We start from the raw sequence: 19,350 nt of genomic DNA on the forward strand, positions 1-19,350 counted from the left end.
TCATGCGAAAACTCATTATTTTGTCCGTGTTATTGAGTGTTCTGATACAAGCCGAAGGCTTTACTCAAGAGCGCAAAAAGACACCTGCGTTGCGTGAACAAGTGTACAGTCAATTGGCACGCGCACAACAATTGGTTGATGCCGGGGATGTTGATGCGGGGCTCCGCGTGTTACAAGAAGTGGAACGCAAACAAAGCAGCATGAACAGCTATGAGCGTGCGATGTTGTGGAACTTCTATGGGTACTTCAACTACGGCCAAGACAATGTTGAAAAGGCCATTTTTTACTTCAATAAATTAGTTGAAGAAGAAGCGTTGCCACTTGCCTTGGAACAAAATACCCTCTTTAGCCTCGCCCAATTGAGCTTAGGTCAAGAAAACTACGATCAAGTGCTGCAATACCTCACCCGCTGGGAGCAACTGGTGCCGCAAGAACAGCAGCAAAAAGGTTGGGTGTTAAAAGCGCAAACGCTCTATCAGCAGGGGAATTTCCCGCAGGCCCTCACAGCCATTAACCAGGTGATTCAAGCGGCCGTTAAGCAAGCTCAGAAGCCGGAAGAGAATTGGCTGATTTTACAGCGCGCGGTGTACTACGAGTTGGACCAAATGGAGCAGGTTGCAGGGGTATTGGAGCAATTAGTGAAGCATTACAATAAACCGGAATATTGGGTACAACTTGCAGGGGTTTATGGGCAGTTAGGTGAGCATCAAAAGCAACTGGCGCTGATGGAAGTGTCCTATCAACTCGGTTATCTCGCGAAAGAATCGGAGCTATTGAATTTGGCGCAAACCTACTTTTTCGGTGATTTGCCATATCAAGCCGGGCAAGTAGTGGCGAAGGGTATGGCGGAAGGAGTTATTCAACCGACGTTATCTAACCTACAGTTTTTATCGCAAGCATGGATTGCTGCGCGTGAAACTGATAAAGCCAATGAGGCACTGATTGCTGCTGCGAAACTGAGTGATAATGGTGAATTGGATGCGCAGCGAGCGACCTTGTTGCTCAACAATGAGCGTTATCAAGAAGCGTTAAGTGCTGCTCGACAAGCTCTGGAAAAAGGACAGTTACGGCAACCTGGCATGATGCACCTAGTCATTGGCATGGCGGAGTTAAATTTAGAGAACTTTAATGCTGCGCTACAAGCCTTTGCTGCAGCCAAGCAATTCGATGAGGCGCAGCAACTTGCCAGTCAGTGGGAACAGTATGCTGAAGCAGAACAGCAGCAGTTAGAATCACTGCAAAAATTGAGCGATGTCATCCGTTCGTCATCTTAATGCCATCAATATGACGAAAAACTGACACAAAGTAATCAAACTGTCACAAATATGACATAACATAGCCCCGTTTTCGTTCATGGATTACACTAGATTGCGACCATTTAACGGGAAGGGGCCGTGTTATGCGCAAGATAATGAATGGCGTTATAGTCATGATGGGGTGCGGGTTGGTGATGCCAGCAACAGCAGTAGCTGACCAACCGACGTGGTTTCAACTCTATGGTCGTGCAAATTTGGGGTGGCAAGCCAGCGATAGAGACGACGGTGCCGGAACCGATACCAGCCTGACAAATTATGCATCACGCATCGGCGCGAAAGGAGCGGTCGCGCTGAGTGAAACCACCGAAATAATTTATCAAATGGAATGGGAAGTTGATTTAACCGATCTCACCGATTCCCATGTATTTAGCCCCCGTAATCAGTATCTAGGAATCAAAGGCAACTTCGGAGAGTTCTCGGTTGGGCGCCGCGATACTGCCGTCAAGATGCTACAAGGTGCCTTTGATTTATTTGGCGACTACGAAGGCGATCTCAAGCACATTTTCGCCGGTAAAAGCCGGATGAATGACACCTTCAATTACTTCTCTCCCATGCTGGGCCAATTCCAAGTGGCTGCCAGTTACACCCTTGAAAATAATGCAGATAATGGCGTGTCAGTGACCGTCACGTACGGCGATAGTAAGCTTAAAAATAGTGATTACTATGTCGGCGTTGGGGTGGATGATGCGGTCAATGGGAAAAACATTGTTCGGGCGGTTGCTCTAACTCACTTCGGGACTACTCAAGTAGGCGTACTGTGGCAGGATCAAGAGAACGTGGATGGCAGCGGTCAAGCTGATGGCTTTGCGTTAAACCTTGCTCAACCTTGGCGGGAACTTAAATTCTTGGTGCAATATCAACAGTTAGATTTCAGCAATGGCAAGCGCAGTTCGTGGTCGGGTGGTGTTGATTATCAATGGTTGGATAACACGAAACTCTACGCTTGGTATACCCAGCGCGATCTCGATCATATCGAAGCGCAGCAGGAGTTTGCTTCTATCGGTATCGAACATCGCTTCTAGGAAGGTTACACTAGGGTCATCATTGGTGTAGTAAAAAGGTTAGTTTGAAGCGATGGCCCATTTTATTTTTATCGCAGGGTATCTTGCGATTGGTTTGCTGTTACAGCGGAGTCGACAGTTTCCCCAAAATACCGGACAGGTACTGAATGCTTTCGTTATTTACGTGGCATTACCTGCGGTGGTGTTACAAAAAATTCCAACCTTGGAATTTGGCAAGGAATTGTTGTACCCAGCACTCATCCCATGGATTTTGTTAGCTCTGACCGTGCCAACGGTCTTAGGCTTAAGCAAACTTTTTCGCTGGTCGCGGATGACCACCGGTGCGTTACTCATTATTGTGCCGTTGGGCAATACCTCCTTTGTTGGCTTCCCGATGGTGGAAGCATTTTTTGGCCCAGAAGGCATCCCTTATGCCTTACTGTATGACCAACTGGGGTCATTTTTTATCTTATCGATTTACGCGACTATTATTGTAGCTATTTACAGCCATGAACCCGGTGCTGCGACGCAACGACCGAGCGCAGTTGCGATTGCTAAGCGGATTGCCTGCTTTCCGCCATTTATTGCGTTAGTGGTCGCATTGCTGTTACGGGGCCATCCTTATCCCGCAGCAATTAGCGACTTCATTGATGCCTTAGCCATTACCTTGGTCCCAGTCATTATGGTCGCGGTTGGGTTCCAATTAAAACTACGGGTGCCCAAAGAAGACCACGCGCCCTTATTTTGGGCGCTGGGCTTAAAGTTGATAGCGATGCCAGCGGTTGCGTTGCTTATTTTGTACGGCTTTGGCCTGGATCAGTTGGTGGTGCAAGTCACCATTATGGAAGCCGCGATGCCTGCGATGATATCGGCTGGCGCCTTGGCCATCATGGCGGGGCTAGCACCCACGCTGACTGCTGCGGTGGTTGGCTACGGGGTGCTGCTGTGCTTTATTACGTTGCCTTTGTGGTATGCGTTGTTGCAGTTTTTAGTGCAGTAAATTCACCTTCCGCAACCCGTACCCGAAACTCTTGCTGCGGTGCGAGTTGATTCGGGTTGCGAACTACGTCTCCATCAAGTGTTTGCACGACTGCGTACCCACGTCCTATGGTCTCAAGAGGACTGACCAGTTGTAGATTTTGCATCAAATGAGCAAAACGCTGTTGCTGCTGTTTCACCGTGGCTGACGTGACGCGATAAAGGCGCTGCTGTAACTGTTCAAGCTCGTGCTGGTGGCGTTTTAATTGGCGTTCCGGATGCACCGTGGATAAACGAACCGCTAATTGTTGCTGGCGCAAAGTGGTTTGTTTCAGCGTTCGTTGCAGGCTGTATTGTGACCGTTGCAGCAGTTCATCAACGCGTTGTTGGTTCCGCTCAATTTGCCGTTGAGGATGTTGCTGCTGCAAACGATGGAACCAATAGCCTTGGGCCTGTTGGTGGGTACCCACCAACCGTTGCCACGCACGCAGGGCGCGTTGTTCTAGCTGGGCTAGCTGATGAATCCGTTCCCGTTGATCGCGGCTAATCAGTTCCGCTGCAGCAGAAGGCGTGGGAGCACGCACGTCTGCCACAAAATCGCTGATGGTGAAGTCCACCTCATGCCCCACTGCCGAAATGGTGGGAATGGGACATTGAAAAATGGCGTGAGCGAGAGCTTCATCATTAAAACACCATAAATCTTCGAGGGAGCCACCACCGCGTGCCAAAATCAGCACATCCACTTCATTACGGGTGACCGCTCGTTGCAGCATGTCGAGCAGTTCAGCTGTTGCGCTCTTACCTTGCACGGAGCTTGGATAAATAACCACCTCAATGCTGGGGTCACGACGGCGCAACACAGCTAGAATATCGCGCACTGCCGCGCCGGTCGGGGAGGTAATGACGCCGACTTTCCGAATCGTTGTAGGCAAGGCTTGCTTATGGGCTGGATCAAAGAGACCGGCTGCTTGCAGCTTTGTTTTGAGTTGTTCGTATTGCTGTTGCAGCAAGCCGAGTCCAGCGTCTTCCATATGCTCCACAATGAGCTGATAGTCGCCGCGTGGTTCGTAAATGGTGAGTTTTGCGCGCACCAACACTTGCATGCCGTGCTGTGGGCGCAATCGAATTCGTTGATTGGCTTGGCGGAACATGGCGCCACGAATTTGTGCCCGCTCATCTTTCAGCGTAAAGTACCAATGACCTGAGCTGGCGGCAGTGAAGTTGGAGATTTCACCAACGAGCCAAATGGAGCCAAAGCCCTGTTCTAATACCTGGCGAACTTCACTATTGAGCCCAAAAACAGTAAAGATATGTGCTTGCTGCATTCGCCTACCTCGGTAACAATAAAAAAAAGAGTTTACTGGAAAGCCATTTGCGAGTAAAATCTACCCGCAACATTAAGTCAGCTAGTGAGATGTTGCCATGCTACGAATTGCCCAAGAAGCCCTAACCTTTGACGACGTTCTGCTCGTCCCCGGACATTCTACCGTTCTTCCCCATAATGCCGATTTGCGCACGCGCTTAACTCGCACCATCGAATTGAACATTCCAATGGTGTCAGCAGCGATGGATACCGTGACTGAAGCGGCGTTGGCGATTGCTTTAGCCCAAGAAGGCGGTATCGGATTTATTCATAAGAACATGACCATTGAGGAGCAAGCTGCTCACGTTCGCCAAGTGAAGAAGTATGAAAGTGGGGTGGTGTCCGATCCGGTCACTGTGTCACCACATACGACCATTGGCGAAGTGCGAGCGCTAGCGCGGGAACACGGTTTTCATGGTTTCCCAGTCGTCGAAGAAAGCGGCGAGCTGGTGGGGATTGTAACGGGGCGTGACACTCGTGCAGAGCGCGACGATAGCCGCTTAATTAGTTCGATCATGACGCAGAAAGATAAACTGGTCACGGTGAAAGAACATACCTCCAGCGACGATATCTTAAATCTGATGCATCAACATCGAATTGAGAAAATCTTGGTGGTTGATGATGCCTTCCACTTACGTGGCATGATTACCTTAAAAGATTTCACCAAAGCAGAAAACAAACCCAACGCCTGTAAAGATGAGTTGGGGCGTTTGCGGGTGGGAGCTGCAGTAGGCGTTGGCGCAGGCACGGATGAGCGTATTGATGCTTTAGTGGATGCCGGGGTGGATGTATTGCTGATCGATACCTCCCATGGCCACTCACAAGGTGTGATTGACCGTGTTATTGCCACGCGTAAGCAATATCCAAACTTAGCCATTATTGCTGGAAACGTCGCCACTGGCGCGGGCGCGAAAGCGTTAGCAGATGCTGGCGTGGATGCTGTTAAAGTAGGGATTGGTCCTGGCTCAATTTGCACCACACGAATTGTAACCGGCTGTGGCGTGCCGCAAATTACGGCAATTTCTGATGCGGTTGATGCTCTGAAAGGCACCAATATTCCAGTGATCGCTGACGGTGGTATCCGTTACTCGGGTGATATCGCGAAAGCCATTGCTGCAGGGGCTGACTGTGTGATGGTCGGTAGCATGCTCGCGGGAACGGAAGAGTCCCCCGGTGAAGTTGAGCTGTACCAAGGGCGTTACTACAAATCCTATCGTGGCATGGGCAGTATCGGTGCCATGAACCAACGCCATGGTTCATCGGATCGTTATTTCCAAACCAGCAATGAAGCAGAAAAGCTAGTTCCAGAAGGGATTGAAGGGCGCGTTCCGTATAAAGGCCCGATTGCGGCCATCATTCACCAGCAAATGGGCGGATTACGCTCAGCCATGGGATTAACAGGCTGTGCCACCATTAAAGAAATGCGCACCAAGCCACAGTTTGTGAAAGTGACGGCGGCAGGAATGGGTGAATCCCACGTGCACGGTGTCCAAATCACCAAAGAAGCACCTAACTATCGGATGGGCTAAGATACCATGCAAGATATTCATGCAGATCGCATTTTAATTTTAGACTTTGGATCTCAGTTTACGCAGCTCATTGCTCGCCGCGTTCGTGAATTAGGGGTGTATTGTGAACTGTGGGCATGGGATGTCAGCGCGGAAGATATCAAAGAATTTCGCCCCAGTGGCATAATTTTGTCGGGTGGTCCTGAATCGGTCACTGCGCTTGACTCGCCACGTGCGCCTGAGTATGTTTTTGAAGCGGGCGTTCCTGTTTTAGGAATTTGCTATGGCATGCAAACCATGGCTGTGCAATTGGGTGGCCAAGTGCAAGGCTCTAGCGAGCGTGAATTTGGTTACGCCCAGGTTGAACGGATCGCTCCATGCCCGTTATTCCATCATATTGAGGACAGCGTGCACGCAAATGGCAATCCGTTACTCGATGTGTGGATGAGCCATGGTGACAAAGTCAGCGTGGTTCCTAAAGGGTTTCAAGTTGTGGCCCAAACGGAAACTTGCCCAATTGCCGCCATCGCCGATGAAACCCGTGATTTTTACGGTGTGCAATTCCATCCTGAAGTAACCCACACCCGTCAAGGGCTGCGCATGCTTGAGCATTTTGTGGTGGAACTGTGCGAATGTGAGCAGCGTTGGACTCCGTCACAGATTATTGATGACGCAGTGGCTCGAATTAGAGCGCAGGTAGGTGATAAAAAGGTGGTGTTGGGATTATCCGGCGGTGTGGATAGCTCGGTGACTGCCATGTTGCTACATCGTGCCATTGGTGATCAGCTTACCTGTGTGTTTGTCGATAATGGGTTATTGCGTTGGCGTGAAGCTGAGCAAGTGATGGAAATGTTTGGCGATCATTACGGCTTAAACATTATCCATGTGGATGCGGAAGACCGCTTCCTTGATGCGCTAGCCGGCGAGCAAGACCCTGAAGCAAAACGAAAAATCATTGGCCGCGTGTTCATTGAGATTTTTGATGAACAGGCCAGCCTCATTAACGATGTGTCGTTTTTGGCGCAAGGCACCATTTATCCCGACGTGATTGAGTCGGCAGGCTCAAAAACGGGCAAGGCCCATGTAATTAAGTCGCACCATAACGTTGGCGGCTTACCAGAAAATATGAAACTGAGCTTGGTGGAACCGCTGCGTGAACTCTTTAAAGATGAAGTGCGGAAAATTGGCCTCGAGCTTGGCTTGCCTTACGACATGTTGTATCGCCATCCATTCCCAGGCCCAGGCCTGGGCGTGCGGGTATTGGGTGAAGTGAAGAAAGAATATTGCGATATCTTACGTCGTGCGGACCACATCTTCATCAGTGAGCTGCGTGAAGCTGGCTTGTACCACGAAGTCAGCCAAGCGTTTGTCGTGTTCCTTCCAGTTCGCTCGGTAGGCGTGATGGGAGATGCGCGTAAATACGATTGGGTGGTGGCACTGCGTGCAGTTGAAACCATTGATTTTATGACGGCAAGGTGGGCACATTTGCCTTATGAGCTATTGGGCCGCGTATCGAACCGTATTATTAATGAAATCGATGGCATTTCCCGCGTGGTGTATGACATTTCAGGTAAACCTCCAGCCACGATTGAATGGGAATAAGCCGTGCTAAAAAGGTGCGCTAGCTGGTTGTTGTTATTGGTGTTAATTGGCTGTGCTCCTGAGCCTCAGCCAAGCCAGCTGGATGCCATCCAAGAGCGCGGCGTATTGCGGGTGGGCACCTTATTAGGGCCCACCAGCTATTATTTGGATGCCGAAGCCGAAGCTGGGCTGGAGTATCACTTAGCGCGTCGCTTTGCAGATCAACTAGGTGTTGAGCTCGAAATGGTCACGCGCTACAACATCAATCATTTATTTAATTTGCTGGCGCAGGGCGAAGTGGATTTATTAGCGGCTGGGCTGAATCGAACGCCACAGCGAGAGCAGCAATTTCGTTTTGGGCCACCCTATATGGAAGTGGCACAACGCATTGTCTTTAAACAAGGGGCACGGGATCGACCGCGCAGCTTAGCTGACCTTGATGCTGAGTTGGTGGTGGTCGATGGTTCCAGCCACCATGATTGGTTACTCGAATTAAGTGCCGAGAACCCGAACCTACGCTGGCGAACAACCGACGACTATGATGCCAACGAGTTGCTACGACAAGTCATTCAAGGGGAAATTGCCTACACCATCGCGGACAGTCACACCTTAGATATTCAGCGTCGCTATTACCCCGACCTCAGTGTTGCCTTCACCGTGATTGACCAAGCAGATATTGCTTGGTTGCTAAATCAACATATTGATGCCTCTTTGTACGCAGAAGTGATAAAATTCTTTGGTGAGTTACGTCACTCTGGACAATTGGTGCAGTTACTCGATCAACATTATGGCCATGTCAGTCAGTTTAACTACGTGGATACCAGTTTATTTATCGATGCGGTACAACGGGTGCTGCCTAAATATCGAGAGTTGTTCGAGCAGCACGCTGGCAGCTTGGATTGGCGCTTATTAGCTGCCATCAGCTACCAAGAAAGTTTATGGAACCCGCGTGCTGTTTCGCCAACGGGAGTGCGCGGGTTGATGATGCTCACCTTACCAACAGCGCAAGCCATGGGGGTGACCAGCCGCTTGAATCCTGAACAAAGTATTCAAGGTGGAGCTCGTTATTTTGAGCGGATGCTGCAACAAATTCCGGCGCGCATTGCCGAGCCGGATCGCACGTGGTTTGCATTAGCCGCCTATAATATCGGGTATGGGCATTTAGAAGATGCACGAATTTTAACGCAGCAGCAAGGTGGCGATCCGGATCGGTGGATTGACGTCCAGACTAGGCTCCCCTTATTGCGGCAGAAACAGTTTTACCGGCAAACCAAATATGGGTTTGCCCGTGGTGATGAACCAGTGCGATATGTAGGGAACATACGTCGTTATTATGACACCTTGGTTTGGCTTGATGAGCGCGGACGCATACCGGCTAAACCCATAGAAATCACTATTCCAGAGGGGAGTGGTGATGGAGTCGATTGATGCGTAAGTTAAAACGCAGGTTAGTTTCACCGGAGCGACGTCGTGCCTGGTTGCGCAAGCAACGCCATTTGCAGATTGATCGTCGACAAAAATGGTTTCGCTTAATCGAAAACGAATAAATATCCCCCCAATCATTATCGGAGACATGTTTGTGGAAATAGTACGCGGCGCCCCCGCCTTGTCTGAATTTCGAAACGAAAAGTTATTGCAGCGCATGCAACGTGCAGGTTTGCCTGTTACAGCGATCTATGCGGAGTTTGTTCATTTCGTTCATCTTGAACAAGCGCTCGATGACGACGCTCGTACTGTCTTGGGTAAACTATTGACCTATGGACCAGCGCTGACATCACATACGCCTGAAGGCGAATTACTCATTGTGGTGCCGCGGCAAGGAACGGTGTCTCCTTGGTCATCGAAAGCCACAGACATCGCTCACAATTGTGGGTTGACTCAAATCCAGCGAATTGAGCGAGGCACCGCGTATTACCTGAAAGGTGATTTCAGCGCTGAACAACTCAAGCAAGCGGCCGCGTTGATTCATGATCGAATGGCAGAAATGGTATTGCGTGACTTCCACGAAGGCGAGCGCTTATTCCATGAAGCAGAGCCAGCACCGTTGCAAAGTGTTGATATTTTGCAAGGCGGACGTGAAGCGCTAGAACGCGCTAACCATGAGATGGGACTCGCACTGGCCGATGATGAAGTCGATTATCTGTATGAGAACTTCTTGGCGTTGGAACGTAATCCAAACGACATCGAGCTGTATATGTTTGCCCAGGCAAACTCGGAGCACTGTCGTCACAAGATTTTTAATGCCGATTGGACCATTAATGGCATCGTGCAGCCAAAATCTCTCTTCAAAATGATTAAAAACACCTACGAAGTCACTCCGGACAACGTTCTTTCTGCTTATAAAGATAACGCAGCGGTGATGGTAGGTTCTGAAGCGGGACGATTCTATCCGCACCCTATTGGCAGCAATGCGGCAGGTGAATACAGCTATTTTCATGAGCCGATCCATATTTTAATGAAGGTGGAAACCCATAACCACCCGACTGCGATTGCTCCATATTCAGGTGCCGCGACTGGTTCAGGCGGTGAAATTCGCGACGAAGGTGCTACAGGGCGCGGTTCCAAACCTAAAGCCGGGTTGGTGGGCTTTACCGTTTCTAACTTACGTATTCCAGGCTATGAACAGCCATGGGAAGAAGATTTTGGCAAGCCAAGCCGAATTGTGAGCGCGCTCGATATTATGATCGAGGCCCCATTAGGTGGTGCGGCGTTCAATAACGAGTTTGGCCGTCCTGCGCTAACCGGGTATTTCCGTACCTATGAAGAACAAGTTGTCAGTCACAACGGAAAAGAAATTCGGGGTTACCACAAGCCAATTATGATTGCCGGCGGGCTTGGTAACATTCGTGAACAACACGTTGAGAAAGGTGAGATTCCAGTAGGCGCCAAGCTCATCGTGCTTGGTGGTCCTGCTATGAACATCGGTCTTGGTGGCGGTGCGGCATCGTCCATGGCGTCTGGGTCGTCCAATGAAGATCTGGATTTTGCTTCCGTCCAGCGTGATAACGCTGAAATGGAGCGACGCTGCCAAGAAGTCATCGACCGTTGTTGGCAGTTGGGCGATAAAAACCCGATCGCATTTATTCACGATGTGGGCGCGGGTGGCTTATCCAACGCCATGCCAGAGCTCGTCAATGATGGCGGGCGCGGCGGGCGCTTTGAGTTGCGTAAGGTTCCCAATGGCGAAGCAGGCATGTCGCCGCTGGAAATTTGGTGTAACGAAGCGCAAGAGCGTTATGTGTTAGCCATTGCTCCCGAAAACTTGGCGGTTTTTGATGAGATTTGCCGTCGTGAGCGAGCACCGTATGCGGTGATTGGTGAAGCGACGGAACAGCGTCAATTGGTCTTGAATGATGCCCACTTCGAGAATAAGCCAATTGATTTACCTCTGGATGTTTTATTAGGCAAGCCGCCGAAAATGCATCGTGATGTGGTGTCATTGCAAGCGCAAGGGGAACCTTTAGACCGTTCTGAGATGACCTTGAGTGATGCGGCAAAACGTTTATTGCGCTTACCAGCCATTGCTGAAAAAACCTTTTTGATCACCATTGGTGACCGCAGTGTGACGGGTTTAGTTGCGCGCGACCAAATGGTAGGGCCATGGCAAGTGCCGGTGGCCGACGTGGCGGTAACTGCAGCCAGCTATGATAGCTATGCAGGAGAAGCCATGGCCATGGGTGAGCGGACTCCGCTGGCATTGCTAAACTTCGCGGCATCCGCACGAGTGGCGGTGGGTGAGGCGCTGACCAACATTGCAGCAGCTGACATCGGTGATTTGAAGTTTGTGAAGTTATCCGCAAACTGGATGGCGGCGGCAGGACACCCAGGCGAAGATGCCGGCTTATACGAAGCGGTGAAAGCGGTGGGTGAAGAGCTTTGTCCAGCATTGGGAATTACTATCCCAGTTGGTAAAGACTCCATGTCGATGAAAACACAGTGGCAGGATGAGCAAGGCGATAAGTCGGTCACAGCACCATTGAGCCTCATTATTACTGCGTTCGGTCGAGTCCAAGATATTCGTCGGACCGTCACGCCACAGCTGCGCCTCGATAAAGGGGACAGCCACCTGCTCTTGATTGACTTGGGACATGGACAAAATCGCCTCGGTGGTTCGGCCTTAGCCCAAGTGTACCGTCAATTGGGCGATGTCGCGCCAGATGTGGATAGCCCGGAGTTACTTAAAGGCTTCTTTAATGCAACCCAACAGCTGATTCGTGATAAAAAGCTGTTGGCGTACCATGACCGCTCCGATGGTGGATTGTTTGCCACCGTGGCAGAAATGGCGTTTGCAGGACACTGTGGCGTTGATGTAGCGCTTGATTCGTTAGGGGACGACGACTTTGCGGCGTTATTTAGCGAAGAGCTTGGTGCCGTGATTCAAGTTGCGGCGGCAGATTTAGAAGCCGTCCAGCAGGTCTATGCAGAGCATGGGCTGGCCGACTGTGTGCACCGCATTGGTCGTCCGGTTGCAGAAGATGTGATTCGCTTCCACCGCAATGGTGAGGAAGTATTAGCTCACTTACGCAGCTTCTATCGTGGCGTGTGGGCAGAAACCACGCATCAAATGCAGCGCTTACGAGATAATCCAGCCTGTGCGGATGAAGAGTTCGAAGCCAAACAAACCTTAAATGATCCAGGATTATTTGCTGAGTTAACCTTTGATCTTAATGAGGACGTAGCGGCCCCTTACATTAATACGGGGCGTGATCCTATGGTCGCGATTGTGCGTGAGCAAGGCGTGAATTCGCAAACGGAAATGGCCGCGGCATTTGATCGCGCCGGTTTCGCTGCCATTGATGTGCACATGAGCGATATCTTATCAGGTCGAATCAGCTTAGATAAATTCGACGGGTTAGTCGCCTGTGGCGGCTTCTCATACGGGGACGTGCTTGGTGCCGGAGAAGGCTGGGCGAAGTCGATTCTATTTAACACTCGTGCGCGGGAAGAGTTTAGCCGTTTCTTTGAACGGGAGCGGACCTTCGCACTCGGGGTCTGCAACGGCTGTCAAATGCTTTCCAATCTGAAGGAATTAATCCCTGGTGCGGAAGCGTGGCCACACTTTGTGACCAACCGCTCAGAGCGTTTTGAAGCGCGCTTCAGTTTAGTCGAAGTCCAATCGAACCAATCACTGTTCTTCTCTGGCATGGCGGGGTCACGGATGCCAATCGCTGTTTCTCATGGAGAAGGGCGTGCAGAGTTTACTGGCACGAACTTAGCCACGGTCAACGAACAGGGATTAGTGACCTTGCGTTACATCGATAACTGGGGCAAGGTGACTCAAACTTACCCTGCAAACCCGAATGGTTCTCCGGAAGGAATCACCGGCTTAACCACCACCGATGGTCGCGTATCAATCATGATGCCGCATCCGGAGCGAGTGTTCCGCACTGTGGCGAACAGCTGGCATCCAGATGAATGGGGTGAAGATAGCCCATGGATGCGGATGTTCCGTAATGCACGGGTTTTCTTGGGCTAACTTCCTTCGTAATCTCATCCGACAAAACCCCAATCTGGTTATCAGGTTGGGGTTTTTTTATCGACGTCGACGGAAGAAATTACGGAGCAGGGATGCGCTTTGGTCGGCCAGTACCCCAGTAATGACTTCAACTTTATGATTCATGGCCGCATGGTTGAGAACCTCAACCGCCGTGCCAGCTGCACCAGTACGAGGATCAGCAGCGCCATACACCAAGGTTTTAACGCGTGCGTGGGTGATCAGGCCTGCACACATCGCACAAGGCTCTAAAGTGACATAAAGGGTGGTATCCACCAAACGGTAGTTGTTCAGGAATTGTCCCGCCGCCCGAATGGCTTGTACCTCGGCATGGGCAGAGGGGTCATTCAGGGTAATGACCTGATTAAAGCCTTCGCCAATAATTTCTTGCTGATGAACTAATACCGCTCCCACCGGAACTTCGTTGTGTTCTTCCGCCATGGCCGCAAGCTCAAGGGCTCGTGCCATAAAATACTCATGAGTCATTCGTGTTTATCAAGGTTGGTGATTCTTCAGGCTATGATAAAAAAAAGCCCCCGCAGATGCGAGGGCTTTCGTTTTTGTTTAACTAACAGTGTTCTTAGAACTTGTAGTTAAAGCCGATACGAGCTTGCCATACTGACGGCTCAACTTCACGAGTTTGACCACGGTCACCCAAGAAGTTCTCAAATACAATCTTGTTGTCTGCATCTAAAGAAGCGTCAACAACACGTTGGATTTGTGGGAAGCCTGGTTGATATAACACACCCCAATCGCTGTTCAACAAGTTACCTAAGTTTTCGATAACGAAGAACATGCTGGCTTTGTGGCCATCAGCAAATGCTGGCAATTGTTGCGTGATTTTCAGGTCAAACTTGTTCCACCAGCTGCCATAGAAAGCGTTACGTGGAGCGATTTCACCAGCATACTTATCTAAGCCTGACTCGTTAAGGAAGGCAAAGAATGCGTCGGTGTCAAAGCCATTAGCAAAAATAACGTTCGCATCGTCAAGGCCGGTAGGAACGTAGAGTAATTGACGACCAAACGCTGGGTCACCGAACAGGTCTGAACCGTTAAAGCCGTAGCTGTATGGACGACCTTTGTTCGCTTGACCGAACAAGCTGAAGCGTGTTTCGTAACCTGGGAAGAACTCAACACCATAGTTTACACGTAACGTGAAACGATGTGGGATTTCGTAGTTCGCAGGTGCTGCGGCGTAGTGGCCCATGTCGCTGGTTGCAGTTTGAACGAAGTTCGAGTTCGCAACAGACGAAGACATGCTCTGGCTTTCTTCAGACTCGGTGTACGCGTAAGCAAATGACCAATCTAAACCGAAGTCATACGCTTGGCTTAAGGCAAATGACACGTTTAACTGGCTGCCTGCATCAGGCGCGTTCGTTAACATGTAGTCACCTTCACGACCATTTGGGTTGTCATACACTGGGCGACCGTCAGATGCAGTACCTACTTGCTCGTAAGCAAGGTCAACTAGCATCGCAGTGTTTTTACGCTTGGTGTATAAGATGTCACCCATCAAGATCAAGTCGTTGTCGAAGGTGTAAGTTGCACCTAAGGCATACTTCCACTCACTTGGGATTTTGAAGTTCGGATCCAGTGAGTTAACTGGGCTGTTACCAGAAGCGTTGGTGACTTGGTCATACAATGATGATGGGACATCATACAATGGACGGCCGGCACCGCTTAACGGATCGTTGAACAAATCAATGTTACGTTGGTTCACTTGAATTTGAGTGATACCGTCGTTTTGGTAGTTGTTCGCGATCCAAACGTTCGGGTTACCACCAGAGTACAAGCCAATACCACCGCGAACTTCTAGGTTGTAGCTTGGTTTCCAGTTAAAGCCGATACGTGGTTGTAACAAGCCTTCGCCATCAAAGTTAGTGCGGTTGCTGTAACCATACTCGTTAATGAAGTTCGGGTTTTCACGTGGTAGGTCGCTGCTGGTATACCAGTCATAACGTAAACCATAGGTGATGGTTAGGTCATGTTCGAACATGTAGTATTCGTCTTGGAGGTATACAGTGTTGATAGCGTAGTCAAACGCACCAGCTGCTTCGCGTGGGTTGTGGGTGCCAGCAGCATTACCGTACCAAACGCGAGCGGCTAGACCGTTTTCGAAATCATCGATAGAGCTAAACTCGTATTCACCACCGCGGGCGTGCTGTACGAACATGTTGAACACAGACAATTCTTCACGCTCGAAACCACCGGTAATAACGTGATCACCAATGAAGTAGTTACCAGCGAATTTGAAGAACGTTGTGTCATAGCTAAGTTCGTTCGCCTGACGAGAGTCGTCTGCACCTAGGAATACACGCGCACCACCTGGAGTGAAGATACGGATTTCACCGATATCTTTTGGACCTAAAGTGATTTGGCTGTTAATGACTTCTGAGTAACCAGCACGAATCTCAGTTGAGAAGTTATCGGTCCAGTTTGAGTACAATTCACCAACCACAGAGGTTAATTCGGTTGCACGGTTATAGTAGTGGTTTGAGAACTCATAGGTATCGCTACCACCGTCCGACTCACGTAAGTTACCGCCGTCGTTCCAGTTATAGGTGATGGCTGCACGGTGTGCGTCGTTGATATGCCAGTCCAGTTTGATCAGGATCTTTTCGTCTTCAACCGGTGCAGAAGAAATCGGAGCACCTGGCTCGTAGCCGTAGACGTCACGAGCGATTTGAGCAATACGGTCTAATTCTGCTTGAGTTACGCCGGAAACAGGAGTACCTGCATTTGGATCATCAGATGCGCCGCGGTCAAACTTCACTGCGCCTTCGTATTTTTCATAAGCAGTAAAGAAGAACAATTTGTCTTCAATAATCGCACCACCCACGTTGAAGCCGTAACGACGCTCATTGAACTTGTCGTTGGATAATTTGGTGTCTTCAATTTTGTCACCACGTAAGTCTTGGTTGGTGTAGTCAAAGAACAAACCACCAGATAGTTTGTTTTGACCAGACTTAGTGACCGCGTTGATGTTACACGCGGTGAAACCACCGTATTTAACGTCAAAAGGTGCTAATTCAACGGCCACCTGCTCAATCGCGTCATATGCGAATGGCATCCGCTCAGTCGGGTACCCGTTAGTGTTCAAACCAAAGTTGTCGTTCATCCGAACGCCGTCAACAGTTAAGCTGTTGAAACGTGGGTTAGCACCACCACACTGAATACCGTCACCGTATGACTCGTCGATGTAGACACGAGGGTCGATACGTACGATATCTTTAATATCACGGTTGATGGCAGGTGACTCTTCTAAATCAGCTAAGCTAAAGTTAGAAGCTGGACCAGTACCACCGTAGTTGTTGTTCAGCATGACAGTACCGGTTACTGCAATGCGTTCAACGTTACTTTCAACCACAAGGTTCACGTTTTCCGTGGTACCCAAGGTTAAGTAGACTTCTTGTGTTTTTGTTGCGCCAGTTGCAGGGTCGGTTACCTTAACAACGTATGGACCACCAACAGCCAGACCACGGGCTGAGAAGGTTCCTGTTTCGTTGGTCGATAACGTACGTGACACACCAGTACGAGTGTCAGTAATAACAACTTCAGCATTAGCAAGTGTATTGCCAGTATCAGAAGTAATGACCCCACGCAGAGCAGAAGCTGTATCTTGCGCATAAGCAGCGGACGAAATGCCCATTGCGATCGCAACAGCTGCTGCAATACGGGTACGTTTAGCATTAAACATGTTGATGTTTCCCTTGGGTTGTGGTTTTACAGTAAGAACAAAAAATATAGAAAAGTTGTTTGAATGTGGCATTCAAAACAATATTAAATTTGTTGCGGGCGGTTACAGGGAGAGAAAACGAGCAGAATAGAAGTTGATCAAATAGCGAGGCACACCAATACGAACGATACGGATGCTGCCGATATCGTTTCAAAAAGGATGTGAAATTTCGCCAACAATGACTCATTTGATCGCCCTATCACCTAAACCATGATGACAACATGCCGGTTCGTTTTATAATGGCCTGGCGTCATCGGTGTGGATTTATAGCATCGTAGTGTGTCAAAAATATGACAGTATTTTACGCAATCTAAAAATAAATTGCATCGAATAAATTGAACCTTTCGCAAATTATGTTGTCCGAGGGGTCCCCAGTAAGGATGGTTTACTCCTATGAATCTTCGTTTAACCCTTGCGCTATCAGCGATTGCGCTTACTCTGGTCGGATGCGACATGCCCCCTAAAAAAGATCATCTTGTCGAACCTGTGGCATTACGTGTGGCTACCTTTAACGTTAGCATGGATGCCAGTAATTACCTCCCTTATGATCAACTTCAGGCTCAGGGTGCTCAAGCATTAAGCACAGCCTTAGCTGATCAACACCCACAAATTCAAGCGATTGCGGAAATTATTCAGCACGTTCGGCCTGATATTTTGGTGCTCAATGAATTTGATTATTTACCGGAAGAGCGGGGGATAAACGTGTTTATGCGAGATTATTTGCAGCAGAGTCAGCGCGGAGAGTCCCCCATCGAATACCCTTATGTTTACTTAGCGCCAGTGAATACAGGAGTGGCGAGCCCCTATGATTTAAATGGTGATGGCCTTGCGCAAGGGGTGGGTGACGATGCTTGGGGCTTTGGTTGGTACCCGGGGCAATACGGTATGGCTATCTTATCTAAATACCCTATTGTAGCTGAGCAAGCCCGCACCTTTCAGAATTTTAAGTGGAAAGACATGCCCGGAGCGTTAGCACCGGTGAACCCTCATACAAATGAACCTTTCTACTCAGCCGACATCTGGCAAGAATTTCCATTGAGCTCAAAATCTCACTGGGATGTTCCGGTGCAGGTGGGCGGTCATCAATTGCATGTATTGGTGAGCCATCCGACTCCCCCGGTGTTTGACGGTGAGGAAGATCGCAATGGCCGTCGTAATTTTGATGAGATTCGGTTTTGGGCGGATTATATTAACCCACTCTTGAGCTCCTATATTTATGATGATCAGGGCCAGCACGGTGGCTTAGGCGAGCAACGCGCCTTCGTGATTGCCGGAGACTTGAATGCTTCGGTTGAAAGCGCTGACAACGTGCCAGGTGCCATTGAGCAGCTCTTAGAGCATCCACTCATTGATGCGCGCGATATCCCTACCAGCCGTGGTGGGGCATTGCATACGCCGGATAATCCACTGGCAGCAACCCATACCGCAAGTTGGCGTAAACGTGTGGATTATGTGTTGCCTTCTGTGCATGGGATGGAGGTGATCCAATCGGGCGTGTTCTGGCCAACTCCAGACGAACCAAAGGCTCATTTGGTCGAAAATCGTGAAGCTTCCTCCGATCATCGCTTGGTGTGGATAGACATCCAATTGAAATAAATGACAGATTATTGGTGGTTTTCATAAAAGTGTCATAATGTAAATGGATAATCCGTACCGCCATAAGTCAAATTAGGTGATGCAGATGTCCAGAAAGATACTAATCGTTGAGGATGAGGCTCCAATTCGCGAGATGCTGAGTTTCGTCATGGAGCAGCATGGTTATCAAGCGATTGAAGCAGGTGATTACCAGTCCGCACTCGAAAAAATTGTGGAGCCATTCCCAGATATGATTCTGTTGGATTGGATGATTCCAGGAGGGACTGGCATCCAGCTCGCCAAGAAATTAAAAAGCGATGATTTTACCCGGGCAATCCCGATCATTATGCTTACTGCACGAGGCGAAGAAGAAGATAAGGTTCGCGGCCTGGAAGTTGGTGCGGATGATTACATGACCAAGCCGTTTTCTCCGAAAGAGCTGATGGCTCGAATTCGTGCAGTATTTCGTCGGGTATCACCCACTTCGTTGGATGAGCCGATTGAAGTTGAAGGGCTACGTTTGGACCCTGTATCACACCGAGTCACAGCGTTTAACGACCCGCTAGATATGGGCCCAACAGAATTTAGACTATTACATTTCTTTATGTCACACCCAGAACGTGTGTATAGTCGTGAACAATTATTAGATAACGTGTGGGGCACCAATGTTTATGTGGAAGACCGCACTGTTGATGTCCATATTCGACGGCTCCGTAAAGCGCTCGAATTACATGATCATAGTCGACTGATACAAACCGTACGAGGGGTTGGCTATCGTTTTTCGAAAAACTAATTCAG

At 49.4% G+C, this 19,350-nt stretch carries 12 protein-coding genes; 9 read left to right on the forward strand and 3 right to left on the reverse strand.

Annotated elements, in window-relative coordinates:
* Positions 1–2 precede the first annotated feature (2 nt).
* The 3 genes from BLP64_RS07060 to BLP64_RS07070 all read left to right on the forward strand — a co-directional run bounded on the left by BLP64_RS07060 (position 3) and on the right by BLP64_RS07070 (position 3,317).
* On the forward strand, positions 3–1,274 hold the full coding sequence (locus tag BLP64_RS07060) for a tetratricopeptide repeat protein (protein WP_092593130.1): 1,272 nt from the start codon (positions 3–5) through the stop codon (positions 1,272–1,274).
* A 125-nt stretch (positions 1,275–1,399) separates the two neighbouring features.
* Positions 1,400–2,338, forward strand: coding sequence for a porin (locus BLP64_RS07065; RefSeq protein WP_092593132.1), 939 nt, complete (start codon positions 1,400–1,402; stop codon positions 2,336–2,338).
* Between the two features lie 52 nt (positions 2,339–2,390).
* The gene (locus BLP64_RS07070) at positions 2,391–3,317 is read left to right on the forward strand and encodes an AEC family transporter (protein WP_092593134.1); all 927 of its coding nucleotides are present in this window, start codon (positions 2,391–2,393) and stop codon (positions 3,315–3,317) included.
* Here BLP64_RS07070 and xseA read toward each other — a convergent pair.
* Positions 3,271–4,620: an exodeoxyribonuclease VII large subunit gene (gene xseA / locus BLP64_RS07075; RefSeq protein ID WP_092593136.1), complete on the reverse strand. Its 1,350-nt coding sequence runs from the start codon at positions 4,618–4,620 to the stop codon at positions 3,271–3,273. The two genes, BLP64_RS07070 and xseA, sit on opposite strands and share 47 nt — an antisense overlap.
* Before the next feature lie 97 nt (positions 4,621–4,717).
* Between xseA and guaB the strand changes: the two genes are divergently transcribed.
* From guaB to purL, 4 genes are all read left to right on the forward strand, one after another.
* Positions 4,718–6,187 (forward strand): IMP dehydrogenase, encoded by a 1,470-nt coding sequence (guaB, locus tag BLP64_RS07080; protein WP_092593138.1) that lies wholly within the window; start codon positions 4,718–4,720, stop codon positions 6,185–6,187.
* 6 nt (positions 6,188–6,193) lie between these two features.
* The gene (guaA, locus tag BLP64_RS07085; RefSeq protein WP_092593139.1) at positions 6,194–7,768 is read left to right on the forward strand and encodes a glutamine-hydrolyzing GMP synthase; all 1,575 of its coding nucleotides are present in this window, start codon (positions 6,194–6,196) and stop codon (positions 7,766–7,768) included.
* A 3-nt stretch (positions 7,769–7,771) separates the two neighbouring features.
* Positions 7,772–9,175: a membrane-bound lytic murein transglycosylase MltF gene (gene mltF, locus BLP64_RS07090; protein WP_092593141.1), complete on the forward strand. Its 1,404-nt coding sequence runs from the start codon at positions 7,772–7,774 to the stop codon at positions 9,173–9,175.
* Between the two features lie 151 nt (positions 9,176–9,326).
* Positions 9,327–13,223 (forward strand): phosphoribosylformylglycinamidine synthase, encoded by a 3,897-nt coding sequence (purL, locus tag BLP64_RS07095; protein ID WP_092593240.1) that lies wholly within the window; start codon positions 9,327–9,329, stop codon positions 13,221–13,223.
* A 57-nt stretch (positions 13,224–13,280) separates the two neighbouring features.
* Here purL and tadA read toward each other — a convergent pair whose 3' ends face one another.
* Together tadA and BLP64_RS07105 are read right to left on the reverse strand one after the other, a co-directional pair.
* Positions 13,281–13,727: a tRNA adenosine(34) deaminase TadA gene (gene tadA / locus BLP64_RS07100; RefSeq protein ID WP_092593143.1), complete on the reverse strand. Its 447-nt coding sequence runs from the start codon at positions 13,725–13,727 to the stop codon at positions 13,281–13,283.
* A 94-nt stretch (positions 13,728–13,821) separates the two neighbouring features.
* On the reverse strand, positions 13,822–16,938 hold the full coding sequence (locus BLP64_RS07105) for a TonB-dependent receptor (protein ID WP_092593145.1): 3,117 nt from the start codon (positions 16,936–16,938) through the stop codon (positions 13,822–13,824).
* A gap of 432 nt (positions 16,939–17,370) precedes the next feature.
* Between BLP64_RS07105 and BLP64_RS07110 the strand changes: the two genes are divergently transcribed.
* Both BLP64_RS07110 and phoB read left to right on the forward strand, forming a co-directional pair.
* Entirely contained in the window at positions 17,371–18,573 is a 1,203-nt protein-coding gene (locus BLP64_RS07110; RefSeq protein ID WP_092593147.1) for an endonuclease/exonuclease/phosphatase family protein, read from the forward strand.
* Positions 18,574–18,658: 85 nt separating this feature from the next.
* Entirely contained in the window at positions 18,659–19,345 is a 687-nt protein-coding gene (phoB, locus tag BLP64_RS07115) for a phosphate regulon transcriptional regulator PhoB (RefSeq protein ID WP_092593149.1), read from the forward strand.
* Positions 19,346–19,350: the final 5 nt, after the last annotated feature.

Origin of the sequence: Pseudidiomarina indica (genome assembly GCF_900104245.1) — a bacterium.
Taxonomy (GTDB): Bacteria; Pseudomonadota; Gammaproteobacteria; order Enterobacterales; family Alteromonadaceae; genus Pseudidiomarina; species Pseudidiomarina indica.

Bases quoted from the DNA above. Each gene is read 5' to 3' on its own strand.
- BLP64_RS07060 (WP_092593130.1), top strand. From the start codon at position 3: ATGCGAAAACTCATTATTTTGTCCGTGTTATTGAGTGTTCTGATACAA.
- tadA (WP_092593143.1), bottom strand. From the start codon at position 13,727: ATGACTCATGAGTATTTTATGGCACGAGCCCTTGAGCTTGCGGCCATG.
- BLP64_RS07110 (WP_092593147.1), top strand. From the start codon at position 17,371: ATGAATCTTCGTTTAACCCTTGCGCTATCAGCGATTGCGCTTACTCTG.
- BLP64_RS07105 (WP_092593145.1), bottom strand. From the start codon at position 16,938: ATGTTTAATGCTAAACGTACCCGTATTGCAGCAGCTGTTGCGATCGCA.
- BLP64_RS07070 (WP_092593134.1), top strand. From the start codon at position 2,391: ATGGCCCATTTTATTTTTATCGCAGGGTATCTTGCGATTGGTTTGCTG.
- guaB (WP_092593138.1), top strand. From the start codon at position 4,718: ATGCTACGAATTGCCCAAGAAGCCCTAACCTTTGACGACGTTCTGCTC.
- guaA (WP_092593139.1), top strand. From the start codon at position 6,194: ATGCAAGATATTCATGCAGATCGCATTTTAATTTTAGACTTTGGATCT.
- xseA (WP_092593136.1), bottom strand. From the start codon at position 4,620: ATGCAGCAAGCACATATCTTTACTGTTTTTGGGCTCAATAGTGAAGTT.
- phoB (WP_092593149.1), top strand. From the start codon at position 18,659: ATGTCCAGAAAGATACTAATCGTTGAGGATGAGGCTCCAATTCGCGAG.
- BLP64_RS07065 (WP_092593132.1), top strand. From the start codon at position 1,400: ATGCGCAAGATAATGAATGGCGTTATAGTCATGATGGGGTGCGGGTTG.